Source organism: Nocardia sp. CA-107356, assembly GCF_050946365.1.
Lineage (GTDB): Bacteria > Actinomycetota > Actinomycetes > Mycobacteriales > Mycobacteriaceae > Nocardia.
Window position 1 is genome coordinate 6,443,385 of record NZ_CP191992.1, and the last position, 14,599, is coordinate 6,457,983.

General features: G+C 65.2%; 12 protein-coding genes. 4 read left to right on the forward strand and 8 right to left on the reverse strand.

Annotated features, from left to right (window positions below; translation table 11 throughout):
• Positions 1-88: 88 nt before the first annotated feature.
• From ACQP1G_RS29215 to ACQP1G_RS29225, 3 genes are all read right to left on the reverse strand, one after another.
• On the reverse strand, positions 89-880 hold the full coding sequence (locus ACQP1G_RS29215; protein WP_433192765.1) for an alpha/beta fold hydrolase: 792 nt from the start codon (positions 878-880) through the stop codon (positions 89-91).
• Entirely contained in the window at positions 870-2,600 is a 1,731-nt protein-coding gene (locus tag ACQP1G_RS29220) for a DUF3556 domain-containing protein (protein ID WP_433192766.1), read from the reverse strand. The genes ACQP1G_RS29215 and ACQP1G_RS29220 overlap by 11 nt, the downstream gene beginning before the upstream one ends.
• Before the next feature lie 90 nt (positions 2,601-2,690).
• Complete coding sequence (locus ACQP1G_RS29225) at positions 2,691-4,115, reverse strand: MFS transporter (RefSeq protein WP_433192767.1); 1,425 nt, start codon at positions 4,113-4,115, stop codon at positions 2,691-2,693.
• A gap of 110 nt (positions 4,116-4,225) precedes the next feature.
• Between ACQP1G_RS29225 and ACQP1G_RS29230 the strand changes: the two genes are divergently transcribed.
• Together ACQP1G_RS29230 and ACQP1G_RS29235 are read left to right on the forward strand one after the other, a co-directional pair.
• A complete protein-coding gene (locus tag ACQP1G_RS29230) occupies positions 4,226-4,804 on the forward strand; it encodes a helix-turn-helix domain-containing protein (RefSeq protein ID WP_433208914.1) in 579 nt (192 codons plus the stop codon).
• Between the two features lie 143 nt (positions 4,805-4,947).
• A protein-coding gene (locus ACQP1G_RS29235) for an IS5 family transposase (RefSeq protein WP_433208092.1) occupies positions 4,948-5,846 on the forward strand; the annotation gives its coding sequence in 2 pieces (ribosomal slippage) (positions 4,948-5,352 and positions 5,355-5,846; 897 coding nt in all).
• 18 nt (positions 5,847-5,864) lie between these two features.
• On the opposite strand, the gene ACQP1G_RS29240 is transcribed toward ACQP1G_RS29235, so the two are convergent.
• Positions 5,865-6,656: a transporter substrate-binding domain-containing protein gene (locus tag ACQP1G_RS29240; RefSeq protein WP_433192768.1), complete on the reverse strand. Its 792-nt coding sequence runs from the start codon at positions 6,654-6,656 to the stop codon at positions 5,865-5,867.
• A 111-nt stretch (positions 6,657-6,767) separates the two neighbouring features.
• Between ACQP1G_RS29240 and ACQP1G_RS29245 the strand changes: the two genes are divergently transcribed.
• Positions 6,768-7,049, forward strand: coding sequence for a YggT family protein (locus ACQP1G_RS29245; protein ID WP_433192769.1), 282 nt, complete (start codon positions 6,768-6,770; stop codon positions 7,047-7,049).
• A 46-nt stretch (positions 7,050-7,095) separates the two neighbouring features.
• Positions 7,096-7,863 (forward strand): alpha/beta hydrolase family protein, encoded by a 768-nt coding sequence (locus tag ACQP1G_RS29250; protein ID WP_433192770.1) that lies wholly within the window; start codon positions 7,096-7,098, stop codon positions 7,861-7,863.
• Positions 7,864-8,048: 185 nt separating this feature from the next.
• On the opposite strand, the gene ACQP1G_RS29255 is transcribed toward ACQP1G_RS29250, so the two are convergent.
• The 4 genes from ACQP1G_RS29255 to ACQP1G_RS29270 all read right to left on the reverse strand — a co-directional run bounded on the left by ACQP1G_RS29255 (position 8,049) and on the right by ACQP1G_RS29270 (position 14,599).
• The gene (locus ACQP1G_RS29255; RefSeq protein ID WP_433192771.1) at positions 8,049-11,519 is read right to left on the reverse strand and encodes a protein kinase domain-containing protein; all 3,471 of its coding nucleotides are present in this window, start codon (positions 11,517-11,519) and stop codon (positions 8,049-8,051) included.
• A gap of 182 nt (positions 11,520-11,701) precedes the next feature.
• Positions 11,702-12,814, reverse strand: a complete 1,113-nt coding sequence (locus ACQP1G_RS29260) for an ABC transporter ATP-binding protein (protein WP_433192772.1) — start codon at positions 12,812-12,814, stop codon at positions 11,702-11,704.
• Positions 12,815-12,824: 10 nt separating this feature from the next.
• A complete protein-coding gene (locus tag ACQP1G_RS29265) occupies positions 12,825-13,643 on the reverse strand; it encodes a carbohydrate ABC transporter permease (protein WP_433192773.1) in 819 nt (272 codons plus the stop codon).
• The gene (locus ACQP1G_RS29270; protein ID WP_433192774.1) at positions 13,640-14,599 is read right to left on the reverse strand and encodes a carbohydrate ABC transporter permease; all 960 of its coding nucleotides are present in this window, start codon (positions 14,597-14,599) and stop codon (positions 13,640-13,642) included. Before ACQP1G_RS29270 ends, ACQP1G_RS29265 begins: the two co-directional genes overlap by 4 nt.

Consider the following 14,599-nt stretch of genomic DNA (forward strand, 5'->3'; position numbering starts at 1 on the left):
CACCGGATCACACAGAGAACTTCGCACGGCGGTCACCCGGCGTATCGCGGACCATGCCACCCATTCCACGGGCACCGGGGTCGTGAGCTCAACTCGTCGGAGCCTGGTGTCCCGGCTCGGGGGCGGCTCCGGTGCAGGTCAAGATGGTGTGCAGGACCAAATCGGGGTTGTCGATCATGGGGACGTGCCCGACACCGGGAAGTATCTCGAACGTGGCATCCGGTAGCCGCTGTCGCGCGATCGCACCGTTGACCGCCACCGGAAATATTCGGTCGGCCTGCGACCAGGCCACGGTGATCGGGCACGGTAGCGGCGCGAAGTCGGCGATCTGGTCCCCGGTACCGAGCAGATCATCGGTGACGGTGCAGGCAAGCAGATCCGCGACGATCCCCTCGGCCGCGGCCGGGCCGAGCCGGTCACCGTGCTCGGCGATGACCCGAAACGCCATCCGCCGCAGCAGCGGGGCACGCAGTGTCAGCGGTGCGAGCGGCCGGGTCAGGCGCGCAAAGGTGACGTTGCGTGCGATTTCGGCGGAGGAATCGGCATGCCCGGTTCCGCCCGCATGCCAGAATCCGGCCGGTGAGAACGCACAGACGGTGCGGGCCCGGCCGCGGCGGGCAAGCTCGACGGCAGTCCACCCGCCGAGCGAGTTCCCGACCAGATGCGCTGTGCTCCAACCATGTTCATCGAGCAGCTGTTCGACCTCATCGACAAAGTCGGCGATCCGCGCCGGTCGCCGCGATACCGACGCCCCACCGCGATGTCCCAACGCGGTCGGCGCGAGGACGCGGTACCGGGCAGACAGCGCCGGGATCAACGGATCCCACACCCGCCCCGACATCGCCACACCGTGCAACAACACCAGCGGCTCACCGCTCATCGGCGGCCTCGAGCACCTGGACCGGGACGTCATCGGCCCAGGGTTGGCGGGTCACCATATCCGCGACTTCGACTGTGCCGCGCTCGAATTCGCCGGTGGCGGCGTCGACCAACCGGTAGGACTGGGTACGTTTGTGGATGGGTTGGGCGTCGAGCAGGACGACGCGGACTTCGCCGGGGGCGAAGTGACAGCGCTGATGCATGGCGGCGATGAGTTGTTCATTGTGCATATGGCCGTCGCCGAAGTTCCAGCCGACCGCGGTGCTGCAGATGCGTTCGCCGTCGGTGATGGTGTATTCGTCCTCGCGGCCGGGTGGCATGGCACGGTGGACCAGGGTGAACAGGGCGCGGCCGTGGGTGTTCATGGCGCGGAAGGCGTATCCCATGTATATCGGGATCTGCGCTCGATCCTTGCCGTAGAACCGTTCCAGCTGAGCCTGCGGCATGCTGGCGATCGCGACGATGCCCCGGTTGATCTTCTCGGCGGCCGAGGGTTTGATGCACCACATCGTGGTATCCCAGTTGCCCGCGTAGTAGCGCATTCCGGGCAGGAACGAAATCCGGTGTGGGAAGAGGTTTCCGGCGATCACGATGCCAGCGATCACGAGGAAGAGCAGTACCACCGGAACCGGGTGCTGCACACTGGCGAGACCGAGATCGGCATGCGCGACGAACAACACCAGTACGCCGAAGATCATGAAGACATTCCACTCCAGCGGCACACCCATCGGAATGGCCGTCAGGATCGCCAGGTGGAAGCACACCATGACGAATGCGGCGACCGCGGTCAACCAGCCACCGTGCGAGAGGAACAGCACCAGCGGAATACCCATCTCGACGGCCGTGCCGCCGTGGGCGAAGACGCGCGATAGGCGACCCGGGCGCAGGTCGTCGGGAAAGTTCTCGAAGAACTTGCGCTTGAGCGACTTTCGCCGGAACACCGGACTGTTCGACATCATCGTGGAAATCACGAACGGAAAGTGCTTGTTCAGCTTCGATGTCGCCGCGCCCAGCCAGATCACCACGAAGATCAGCTTCGCCGCGACGACCATATCGGCGGCGAAGAGAAAGGTGACCGTCAACGTCGCATAGACCTCGCCGCGCGCCGCCAGGAAAATAACTTTGTCGCGTAACCCGATCACCGCCAGCAGACCGAGAACGACCGCGATCTGCCATACCGGCAGCAACCCGACGGCCGTGTCCAACTCCGGTAACGGACCGGTGCCATCGGAGAACAGCGCGACCACGACAGCGACCAGTAACGCCGCGTAGAGCGCGATATCCACCGGAGTACGGCTGGTCCCCTTCGTCAGCGGAACCACCGAGGGCCACGGTGGAAGCCGAATGGTCTTGGGCCGCAACCAATACAGTATCGATCCCAGTGGCGGAAAGTACTTGTTGTTCAGCGGACCGAAGCCGCAACCGAGCCCGACCACTTCGAACAGCAGCGTGTACAGCACCACCTTTTCGAAGACGATCGGCTCGGACCACCAGTCGCCGACATTCGCGAATCCGTCGATCCCCGTGGTGCACAGCGCGATCAGCCAGCCACCGAGGATATAGAGGCACACCTTGCCGACGTAGAACAGGTGCAGCACCACCGGCGTCCCGAAACCCACCTCGGCCCAGTGTCGGGCCATCGGGCGGATCCGCTCGCTGCGAGTGCCCTTGCTCCACTCCGCCATATCGACCACGGGCAGGTCGGGTTCGAGAAACCCCATCAAGCACTCTCCGATTCGCCGACACCGAGGCACCGAGCCGGATCAGAACCCCATTGTCCTCCGATACGTTGGCAGCTCGACCAAGTGCTGTCAATCCGCGGTCCCGGCGACCGAGACCTTCCGCGGCATTCGCACATCGGCGCGCGAAGCAGACACTCTCCCGACACCGACCACGACCAGCCCACACACCGCGACAACAATCCACCCTGGTCGAGACGCGTGCGCGAGCGCGGTATCCGCCGCGCCGGTGACAATGGCGCCTGCGATAGCGATACCGAGTGCCGCACCGAATTGCCTTGCGGAGGAAGTGATCCCACCCGCGACACCCGCCTGGTCGGCGGGCAGACCACTCACCGCGGTATTGGTGATCGGCGCATTCGCGAAGCCGAAGCCGACACCGATCAGCAAATAGGCCAGCAGTAGTAGCGCAAGACCAGTGTGGTCGTCGAGGCGCACGAGACAGAGACCGCCAACGGTGATGAAGCCACCCGCCAGCAGCAGCGGCAGCCGCGGACCGACCCGACCGACGAGAACTCCCGACAACGGCGCGCAGACAGTGGCGGCAACTGCCAGCGGCAAGGTGACCGCACCGGCGGCGACCGCGCTCATGCCTCGCGCATGCTGCAGATAGAGGGTATTCAGCAGTAGCGTGGCACTGAACGCGACGAACACCACCACCGCGCCCACCACAGCCGCAGCGAAGTGGACCCGCCGAAACAGCTGTAGATCCATCAGCGGCTCGTGCCGCCGCGACTCGGTCCACACGAAACCGACCGTCGCCGCCACCACACAGCTGTATCCAACCATCGCCGCACTGGACCCCCACCCGAGTCGCGGCCCCTCGATGAGCACCGCCACCGCCCCGCCGACAACGGTGATCAGCAGCACCTGGCCGGGACCGTCGAGCCGACGCGCGTGCACCGCACGAGATTCCGGCACGAATACCATCGTCAGCACCAGGGTCACCAGGACGACCGGCACATTGATCCAGAATACGGATCGCCAACCGAGAGCCGCGATGAGCGCACCACCCAGCGTGGGCCCGACGGCCATGCTCAGGCCGAAGATCGCCGCCCATACCCCGATCGCCCGCGCGCGTTCCTTGGGCTCGGTGATCGCATTGACCACGATCGCGAGCGCCACCGGGCTGAGCATCGAACCTCCGATGCCTTGGACAACGCGGGCCGCGATGAGCACACCGATGGACGATGCCATCGCGCACGCAACCGAGGCCGCACCGAAGACGACCAGTCCGAATCGGAACACCCGTCGTCGTCCGAAACGATCGGCGATCGCCCCCGATGAGATCAGCAGACCCGCCAGCACGAGGGTGTAGGCATCCACCGTCCACTCCAGATCGCGTGTCCCCACGCGCAATCCGGATCCGATCGAGGGCAGCGCGATATTGACGATCGTCGTATCGAGCCCGACCAGGAACAGGCTGAGGCAGCATACGGCCAGCACGGTCCAGCGCCTGCGCGCGCTGCTGGGCTGGCGTGACGGGTTCGCACACATGGTCATCTCCGGTCGACGATTTCCGAATCGGGCACCCGATGATCGCGGCAGCAATCGTCGAACTGGCAGTTATTTTGCGGAAACCGCAAAATGGTCGAGTGGACGATGACCTGGCTCAGCTACTCGACGCCATCGGCCCGCGGCTGCGCACGCTGCGCCGCGATCGCGGCATGACTCTCGACGCGCTGTCCGCCGTGACCGGCATTTCGGTGACCACGCTGTCTCGCCTCGAATCCGGCAAACGACGCCCGACCCTCGAGCTACTGCTGCCACTCGCCGAGGCACACCGCGTCGCACTCGACCAGCTCATCGCCGCACCGGCCACCGGCGATCCGCGCGTCCATCTAGCGCCGCGCCGACATCGCCGCAGCGGCAGCATCGTCGTGCCGCTGACCCGATATCCCGGCCGCGTACAGGTTTTCAAACAGGTCATCGCACCACGACCACCGAAGCTCGTCACCCATGCCGGATACGAATGGCTCTATGTGCTCGCTGGCGAATTGCGGCTGATCCTCGGCGATAGCGACATGGTGCTGCGACCGGGTGAGGTCGCCGAGTTCGACACCAATGAGCCGCACTGGTTCGGGCCCGCCGATGACCGGACGGTCGAGATCCTGCATCTCTTCGGACCGCGGGGTGAAAAGCTGCGGGTGCGTACGCAAGGGCCGATACCGCCCGCGCACGCCTAGGACGTGTTTAAGAAGTAGGTTCGCGTTGGTCGCGCGGGTGTGAAAGCGCTTGTCGGGCATGGTGTGTCGTTTACTGGGAATGGGCGAGGTCTCCGGTAAATGGTTTGTTTACCAAGACGAACCAGAACACCGGAGACCTCGTGATCAGCGTAGCAACGAGGCGGGCGGACTTGACCGAGGAGCAGTGGGTGGCGATCGAGCCGTTGCTGCCCGTCGGGAAGAAGTCCGGTCGCCCGCCGAAGTGGACGAAACGGCAGCTCATTGACGGGATTCGGTGGCGAGTCCGGGTCGGGTCGCCATGGCGGGATGTGCCGGCGTGCTACGGATCGTGGGAATCGGTGTACGGGCTGTTTCGACGGTGGCAGCGCGCCGGGGTGTGGACCCGGATTCTGTCGGCGTTGCAAGCGCTCGCCGACTCCGAAGGCCGGATCGCCTGGGATGTCAGCGTCGATTCCACGATCGCGCGAGCGCACCAGCATGCCGCTGGTGCGCGGAAAAGGGGGACCTACAGACCGAACCGCCGTGCACCGGGGATGATCCCGAGCCCGACGATCACGGGTTGGGCCGCTCGCGTGGCGGATGGACCACCAAGACACATCTGGCGTGCGAGCAGGGACGAAAGCCGTTGGCGGTGGTGATCACCGCTGGTCAGCGTGGTGACAGTCCACAGTTCGAGGTCGTGCTCGAGCAGATCAGCGTGCCGCGCGTCGGCTCGGGGCGGGCGCGGACCCGCCCCGACCGGGTCTTGGCGGACAAGGCATACAGCTCCCGTGGCAACCGGGCCTACTTGCGGCGGCGCGGTATCAAGGCGACTATCCCGGTGAAGGTCGACCAGGCCGCCAACCGCCGCAAGAAAGGCTCGGCCGGTGGGCGAGCGCCGGCCTTCGACAAGGACACCTACAAACAGCGCCATGCCGTCGAATGCGGCATCAACCTGCTCAAACAGAACCGTGCCGTCGCAACACGATTCGACAAGCTCGCGGTCCGATACAAAGCAACCGTCGAAATCGCCGCCATCAACATCTGGCTCTCAACTTCTTAAACACGGCCTAGCCCGGTGTCAGCCGATCCAGTCGGTCAGCAGCTGATTGCTTCTGCCACTGCGGATTTCGGACTCGAGCCAGGTGTCGACGACGGTGTTGAAGAGGGTGTCGCCCTTCGGTAGGAGGTACGCCTTCGGGGCCGAGTCGAAGGGGGCGTCGGGGTGTAGGACTTGGAGGGTGGGGTGGGTGCGTTGGCGGTAGCGACCCTCGACCGAATCGGTGACGAACACATCGGCGTTGCGCTGTTCGATCTGGTCGTAAATGGTGAGGTTATCGGGCCAGATGGCGAGTTGGGCCGCGGGGAAGTTGGCGCGCGCGAAGGCCTCGTTCGTGCCGCCGCTGTTGACGATCACGCGAACCTCGGGACGGTTGATCTGCTCGATGGTCGCGTAGGAATCGGCATCGGTGCGCCGGGTGACCGGGGTCTTGCCGTCGATGGAGGTGGGAATGGAGAAGTCGGCGACGCGGCGGCGGGCCGCGGTATCGGAGATGCCGCCGACGGCGATATCGCAGTGTGCGAGGAAATCGTCGGTCAGGGTGGACCAGGTCGTCGGAATCCATTGCGGGACAACATGAAGGGTGGCGGCGAGGTCGGTGGCGAGTGTGATGTCGACGCCGCGGTAGGTGCCGTCGTCCTCGCGCAGGGTGTAGGGCGGGTAGTCGCCGGTCGTGCACACCCGCAGCACACCCGACTGTTGCACGGTGAACAACCGGGACACCTCCTGCGCCGTCGCGGTCGGCCCGGTGGCGAGCAGCCAGCTCACCATCAACAGCATGGCGATCGGCAGGTATCGGAGCGGTCGGCGCATCGGGACAGGCTAACCGACCTGATAGTCGGCTGAGAACCCGACGAACGGGACACTTCCCAGTCGGTGCCGAGCGTTGATACTGGTAGACGGCCACCCACGAAGGAGTTGGACATGGCTTTCATCGGAACCTTGATCGGGCTGGCCCTGACGGTGTTCATCGTGCTGCTACTCGCCCGGCTGGTACTGGATTGGGTCGGGGTGCTCGCCAATGGCAGCCACCCCCTGTGGGTGAACCGCGTCCGCGACCTGAGCCACTCCTGGACCGAACCGGTCATCGCGCCGGTCCGCCGGTACCTGCAGCCGATCCGTCTGGGCGGGCTGTCGATCGACCTGGCCTTCACCGTGGTTTTCATCGTCGCCCTCGTCCTGCGCGCCATCGCCTTCAGCCTGTAGCGGCCGTCAGCCGGTAGCCTCGGCCGCCGAGGCGTTTGATGGATCTATGACCATCGACACGACCATCGCCTACGGCTCCCACCGCGACCACGTGGCAGACCTGTACCTGCCCACCACGAACGATCCGGCACCCCTGGTGTTCGTCCTGCACGGCGGATTCTGGCGAGCGGCGTTCGACCGGAAGCATGCCCGGCCGCAGGCGCAGGCGCTCGCCGCGCTCGGATATGTGGTCGCGAATATCGAGTACCGGCGGGTCGGCGACGGCGGTGGCTGGCCGACGACATTCGATGATGTGGCGCGGGCGCTCGACGTACTGCCCGGATTGATCGAGGATGCCCGGCCGGGCCGAATCGATCAGGACCGCATCGGGTACATCGGACATTCGGCGGGCGGCCACCTGGCCCTGTGGGCGGCATTGCGGCATCGGCTGCCGACCGGCGCGGCTTGGCGCACCGAGGTCGCGCCGCGAGTCACCGGTGTCGTCGCCTTGGCCCCGGCGGCCGACCTGGTCGACGCCTATCACCGGGGCAACGGCGCGGGTGCGGTGGCCGAATTGCTCGGTGGCGGGCCCGACGAGTTACCCGAGCGCTATGCCGCGACCGATCCAGCGGTGCTCGGTGTCGCCGACATCCCGGTCGTCGTCGTGCACGGCGATCAGGACCAGCGCCTGCCGATCGAGATGGCTCGCGAATACTGTGCGAAATCCGGCGCCGAACTCGTCGAACTGCCGGACACCGGGCACTTCGAACTCATCGATCCCGATTCCGCCGCATGGTCTTTCGTGGTGCGGGCGCTGCGTCGATGCCTCGACTGACCCACCGTTCGTCCTACTCGGGTCAGATCTTGCCGGCGACACCGGATTGTTGTCCGTCAGAGGTGGCATTGATAGCGAGGTAGCGGCCGGGGACGACTGCAGCCCGGCCATCAGGTCACCCGGCTTCTACCCCGACCACTATCACCATGGGTGAACAACCTGCCTCGGGCCTGCGATCTAGCGCGTCAGATTGTTTGGGCCGCATCGGCATTGACCAATGCGAGCAGGAATTCGGCGGGTACTTCCGGCCATTCGGGACGCCAGCGGCCAGCGAGCTGATCTTCGCGCACCGCGGCGAGCGTGGCCACGACATATGGTCCCCCGTCGAGCAGATAGCGGACCGATCCGAGTTCGGCACACTGGGCGGTCACCGTTGCCAGCAGGGTCTTGGCCGCATCGATGCGGCCCGCGGCCGCGAGACAGGCGATCAATAGTCTGCGCGCCTTCAACAGTTCCCTCGGACGCTTGACGGATTCGAGCAGATCAACCCAATCCCGCGCCCAGGTGCAGGCGAGTTCGGTCTTATCCGGCGATACCGCAGCGAGCAGCAGCCGAATCGCGGTGAATTCCTCGTACAGTACGGTGAATTCGTCGATCGGGTCCACCGGCTTGCGGCGCTTGTCATAGTCGACGATGGGCAGCGGGCCGAATTCCGGATGCGGCGGTAAACCGAGCCGCAGCCGCTCGTTCTCCACCTCCGCGCCCAATCGCGGCAACGACATCGAACGGGCAACGCGGGCACCCTCGTTCAACCTGCGAATGGCGGCGGCGCGGTCCCCGCGCAGCGCTTTGATGCGAGCTCCGACGACATAGCGCGCCAACTTGAAATCCACGACCCCCGCCTCGGGCCCCAATTTGTACCCCTCGTCGAGCAGCCGTTCCGCCTCCGCGATTTCACCACGCTCGTAGAGCAATTCACCGAGTAGGGATCCGGCCAGCCGCGCGCCGTAGGAGTGACTGCCGCCGGATTGTTTGGCCACCTTCATCGCCCTGCGGAAGTACTGCTCCGCCCTGGTGATGTCGAGCTGCAGACTCGCGGCGAGCCCGAGAAAGCACAAACCGTGAACGTTGTTGTAATAACCCTTGTTCTGCCGCATATACGGTGCGGACCATTCCTGAAGGCGCAATGCCTCGTCGAAGTCGTAGCGATAGCCAGCGGTGAAGGTCGCGACATTCGCACCGATCGCCACCACATACGGTGACAGCTCCTCGGCCCGGAAGAAGCAGGGCGCAAGCATATCGTCGACACCGTCGAGCACATCCGCGCGCACCCGCACCACCGCATGCACCACACCGGCTTCGGCACGCAGCCGCGCGGTCGTTGACTCGTCGAATTCGCCGCGATCCAGGTTCGACTCGGCGAGCCGCAGTGCGCGTTCGGCCGGACCGGCACGGTGCAGCAGGATATTCGCCCACGCCAGATCCAACTGCAGCCGAGGATGGGTTTCGATGATCGTGGCGGGCAATTTATTGACCAGGCCGATGAGGCTGGCGAACTGTCCGTACTCGAGCAGCGACATACCGTCCTGCTCGACGATCTCGATGGCCCGCTGCTCATCTCCGGCGAGCAGGGCGTGATCGACCGCCTCGCTGACGTGGCGGTGCTCGGCCAACCACCGCGAGGCCACCCGGTGCAGTTCGGTGATCCGTTCGGGCCGATCGCGTTCCAGCCGCTGTTGCAGGAAATCCTGGAACAGGTGGTGATATCGGAACCAGTTGCCGTCATCGAGCTTGCGCAGGAACAGATCCTGCAGTTGGATCTGCTCCAACATGGCCTGCCCATCCGGAACACCGGTGAGCACCGAGGCGAGTTCGCCGCAGATCCGCGGCGTGATCGAGGTCGCCACCATGAAGTCGAGCATCCCGGGTTCCAGGGTGTCCAGGACGTTCTCGACGAGGAATTCACTGATGGCGTGGTGACGTCCGGTCAGATGGCTGATCAGCTCACCGGGATCGTCGCTGCCGCGCAGCGACAGTGCCGCCAGTTGCAGTGCCGCGACCCAGCCCTCGGTGGATTCGGTGAGGTCTTCGACATCGCCGCGGTCCAGCTCCAGCCCGCCCAGTTCGACCAAAAAGGTGTGCGCCTCCTCGACATCGAAACGCAATGCGGCAGGACCGATTTCGACCAACTCGTCACGCGCCCGCATCGAACTCATCGGCAGCCCGGTCTGACTGCGGCTGGTGATCACCAGATGCAGTGTCGGACTGCAGCCTTCGATCAGGAAGCGCAGGGCGCGGGTGGTCGCGGGATCGGTGGCGCGGTGCCAGTCGTCGATGACGACGACGAGTTGTTCACCGCGCCGGTCGATATCGTTGATCAGCGAGGTCAGCACGTAGCGTTCGGATTCGTCGCCGTGCTCCTCGAGCAGTTCGCCGAGTTCACGTGCCAGCGACGGTCGTTCGGCGCGAATGGCTTCGATCAGATGCGACAGGAACCAGACCGCGTTGTTGTCGTCATTGTCGACGGTCAGCCAGGCGACCGCCACCGCCTCGGCGCTCAGCGCCTCGCACCATTGGGCGGCGAGGGTGGTCTTGCCGAATCCGGTGGGGCCGTGGATGACCGCAAGTCTGCGGTTGCGTCCCTGGCGCAGCAGTGCGATGAGCCGCTGGCGCTCGACCAGTGGGCGGTTGGCCACCGGAGGCCGCAGACGAGTGGCGGGCACGGGCGGAGTGATCGTCGCCGCGGTGGTGCGGCGGCGACGGCCGGTTGCGGTCGGTGTCGGTATCGGGCGGTGCCCGACGGGTTCGGCGGCGGGCAGCGGGATCGGCATATCGTCGAGCGGCAGACCGTGATGTTGCTGGATCTCGCGCAGTTGTTCACCGAATTCGGCTGCGCTGGTGGGTCGTTCGCCGCGTTCGCGGGACATCGCGCCTTCGATCGCGGCGGTCACGTCGGCGGGTAGCCCCGCGTCGCCGAGGTCCGGTATCGGCTGCCTGGTGATGCGCAGGAACTGGGCGACCAACTGTTCGCCGCTGCGCCGTTCGAAGACCGCATGGCCGGTGCTCGCGCAGAACAGGGTCGAGGCCAGGCTGTAGATGTCGGCGGTCACGTCCGGGACATGTCCCTGCAGCACCTCGGGTGCGGTGAACGCGGGTGAGCCGGTGATGGTGCCCGCGGTCGTCTCGAAACCACCGGCCAGCCGGGCGATGCCGAAATCGGCGAGCTGCGGCTCACCGTATTCGGTCAGCAGGATGTTGCCGGGTTTCACATCGCGGTGCAGCATGCCGCGCCGGTGCGCGGTTTCCAGCGCACCCGCGATCTTCACCCCGATATGCAGCGCGTCCTGCCAACCGATCGGGCCGTGCTCCTGGACGCGGGCGTCCAGTGAGCCGTGCGAGTGATAGGGCATCACGATGTAGGGCCGTCCGGTCGCGGTCGATCCCACCTCGAAGACGCTGACGATATTCGGATGATTGGAAAGCTTGCCCATGGCAAGCTGTTCACGAACGAATCGTTCGAGATTCTCCGACTCCAGATCCGCGGTGAGCACCTTGATGGCCACCGTGCGATCGAGTGCGGGCTGGACGCATCGATACACCACCCCGAAACCGCCACGTCCGATCTCGACGGCCTCGGTGAACCCGGCAGCGCCCAATTCCGCCGCGAACCCTGAGGTCAGGTCGCGCTGCGTGGAAAGCGGATCGATTTGCGCCACGACGACCTCGATACAACAATCAACCAGTTACCTCGAGCATATTCCCGTCGCCACGATTGTGCGCGCGCTCGCCCGAGATGGCGTCGCAATTCACTGCGGTGCAGGCGATCCAGACAGCGGAATGTCTCGGCGCCGAAACATTCGCGCCCGGCGATCGAGGCTATTCGTGGGCGAACAACACCTCAGCCCGCGATCCGGGTTCCATGCACGGGGTGGAACAGGTGCACCGAAGCGGTGTCGTGCACCCGCATCGTCACCGCCTCGCCCAGCTCGGCGGGCGCGCGGCTGGCGGAGCGGGCCACGAAGGTGAGTGGTTCCCCATCGAGACCGGTGAGCAGGGCGCCGGGAACGCGGGCGTAGATATACGATTCGCTGCCGAGCTCCTCGATCAGCTCGACGCCGACACCGAAACCGGTTCCGTCGCGACGGAGTTCGAGCTGCTCGGGCCGGATGCCGATGGTCACGGTGTCGAGTCCGGCCGCGGCGAGGTGGGCCAGCTGCTCGCGCGGCAATTCCACGGTGGCGTCGGCGACCCGGACACCACCTGCCACGATGGGCACCGTGCACAGATTCATCGACGGCGAGCCGATAAATCCGGCGACGAACGCGTTGGCGGGCCGATCGTAGAGTTCGGCGGGGGTGCTGAACTGTTGCAGCTTGCCATCGCGCAGCACGGCAACGCGATCGCCCATGGTCATGGCCTCGACCTGGTCGTGGGTGACGTAGACAGTGGTGGTGCCGAGGCGGCGCTGCAGGGCGGCGATCTGGGTGCGGGTCTGTACGCGCAGCTTGGCGTCGAGATTGCTCAGCGGCTCGTCCATACAGAACACGCGCGGCTCACGCACGATGGCGCGGCCCATCGCGACCCGCTGACGTTGTCCGCCGGACAGCTTGGCGGGCTTGCGGTCGAGATATGGAGTCAGGCCCAGCAATTCGGCGGCATCGGCGACGCGCTTCTTGCGTTCGGCCAACGGCACCTTCATCATCTTCAGAGCGAAACCCATATTCTCCCCGACGGTCTTGTTCGGGTAGAGCGCGTAGTTCTGGAACACCATGGCGATATCGCGGTCCTTGGACGGCACACCGACCATATCGGTGCCGTCGATCCGGATCGATCCGGCGTCGATCTCCTCCAGCCCGGCGAGCATGCGTAAGGCGGTCGACTTGCCCGAGCCCGAAGGTCCGACCAGGACAATGAATTCGCCGTCGGCGATATCCAGATCCAGCGCATCGACCGCGAGCGCATCGGCGCCCGGATAGGCGCAGGATGCCGCCTCGTAACGGATTGTGGCCATTGACTTTTCCTTACTTGATGGCGCCGAAGGACAGCCCGCGCACAAGCTTGTTCTGCGCGAGCCAACCGGCGAGTACGACGGGCAGGGCGGCGAGTACGGCGGCCGCGGACAACCGCGCCCAGTACAGGCCCTCACCGGTAATGAAACCGACCAGGAACACCGGCATGGTCTGGGCCTGCACCGCGGTGAGATTCACGGCGAAGAAGAATTCGTTCCAGGAGAAGATGACGCAGATCAGCGCGGTGGCCGCGATACCTGGTGAGACCAGCGGCAGGATCACCTCGCGCACCGAGGTCACGAGGCCGGCGCCGTCCATGCTCGCGGCCTCGAGCAGTTCGCCGGGCACCTCCAGGAAGAACGAGCGCATCATCCACACCGCGATCGGCAGATTCATTGCCGTGTAGAGGATGACGAGCGCCCAGATATTGTCGAGCAGTCCGATATCGCCGACGATCACATACAGCGGCACGATCGCCGCGACGACCGGCAGCATCTTGGTGCCGATGAAGAAGAACAGCGCGTCGCGGGTCTTGCGCACCGGCCGCAGCGACAGCGCGAAGGCGGCCGGAATGCCCAGTGCCAATACCAGAGCCGTGGAGACCACGGTCGCGAAGGTGGAGTTCAACAGGCTGGTGCCGATACCGCTATCGAGGACCGCGGAGAACTGGTCCAGTGTCGGGGTGAAAAACAGCTTCGGCGGATCGGTGTAGGCATCGCCCTCCTGTTTGAACGCCGTCAGCACCATCCACAGCACCGGGAAGAACATGCCGATGCCGACGACCCAGGCGAGCAGGCTCCAGATCAGGCCGGACCGTTTGCGTGCGTTCATGCCGCCGCTTCCTTTCCGCTGAATGTCTTGAACAGCAGTCGCAGCGCAAAGGTGGCGACCACGGTGGTGGCGATAACGGTGACCACACCCATCGCGGCGGCTTGGCCGATATCGAAGCCCAGGAATGCGCGCTGGTAGATGTAGAAGGGCAGATTGGAACTGGCGATGCCGGGTCCGCCCGAGGTCATCATGTACACCGCGTCGAAGGTGTTGACCAGATAGATCGCACCCAGTACCGCACCGAGTTCGATGAACCGGCGCAGATGTGGCAGCGTGAGTTCCCGGAACACCGCGAAGGAACTCGCACCGTCGACCTTGGCGGCCTCCACGATGTCGCGGGGCATCGATTGCAGCCCGGCCAGGATCAGCAGCATCATGAACGGCGTCCACTGCCAGACCAGATCCGCCATCACCGCGGGCAGCGGGTATTTGCTCACCCAATCGGTCCGACCGGCGCCGAACGGTTTCAATACGAAGTTGACCAGCCCGAAGACCGGATCCAGCATCGTCGTCTTCCAGATCAGCGCAGCCGCCACGGGTGTCACGAGGAACGGTGTGATCAGCAGGGTGCGCACCACGCCGCGGCCGAAGAAGGCCCGATCCAGTAGCAACGCCAACAGCAACCCGAGGATCACCGAGACGATGACGGTCCCGACGATCAGGATCACGGTATTGAGCGCGACCTGACGGAATTGGCTGTCGCGGAATACGTCCACGTAGTTCTGCAGTCCGGTGAAGTGCCGGGATCCGGGCCGGACCAGGTTCCAGGATTGCGTCGAGTAATACAGCGTGAAGACGAACGGCACCTGGGTGACGACGATCATGAAGATCAGCGCGGGCAACAGCGGTCCACGGCGTCGCCAGGCCTCGGCGCGCGAAAGCCGATGGGATAGCTCCGCGGCGGCCGGTGATCCAGCGGGCGCCGATACCGCAGGGGCAGTGATTGTTTCGGACAT

Coding starts and splice junctions, on each gene's coding strand:
- ACQP1G_RS29250 (WP_433192770.1), top strand. CDS start 7,096: ATGACCATCGACACGACCATCGCCTACGGCTCCCACCGCGACCACGTG.
- ACQP1G_RS29225 (WP_433192767.1), bottom strand. CDS start 4,115: ATGTGTGCGAACCCGTCACGCCAGCCCAGCAGCGCGCGCAGGCGCTGG.
- ACQP1G_RS29245 (WP_433192769.1), top strand. CDS start 6,768: ATGGCTTTCATCGGAACCTTGATCGGGCTGGCCCTGACGGTGTTCATC.
- ACQP1G_RS29215 (WP_433192765.1), bottom strand. CDS start 880: ATGAGCGGTGAGCCGCTGGTGTTGTTGCACGGTGTGGCGATGTCGGGG.
- ACQP1G_RS29220 (WP_433192766.1), bottom strand. CDS start 2,600: ATGGGGTTTCTCGAACCCGACCTGCCCGTGGTCGATATGGCGGAGTGG.
- ACQP1G_RS29260 (WP_433192772.1), bottom strand. CDS start 12,814: ATGGCCACAATCCGTTACGAGGCGGCATCCTGCGCCTATCCGGGCGCC.
- ACQP1G_RS29240 (WP_433192768.1), bottom strand. CDS start 6,656: ATGCGCCGACCGCTCCGATACCTGCCGATCGCCATGCTGTTGATGGTG.
- ACQP1G_RS29265 (WP_433192773.1), bottom strand. CDS start 13,643: ATGAACGCACGCAAACGGTCCGGCCTGATCTGGAGCCTGCTCGCCTGG.
- ACQP1G_RS29270 (WP_433192774.1), bottom strand. CDS start 14,599: ATGTCCGAAACAATCACTGCCCCTGCGGTATCGGCGCCCGCTGGATCA.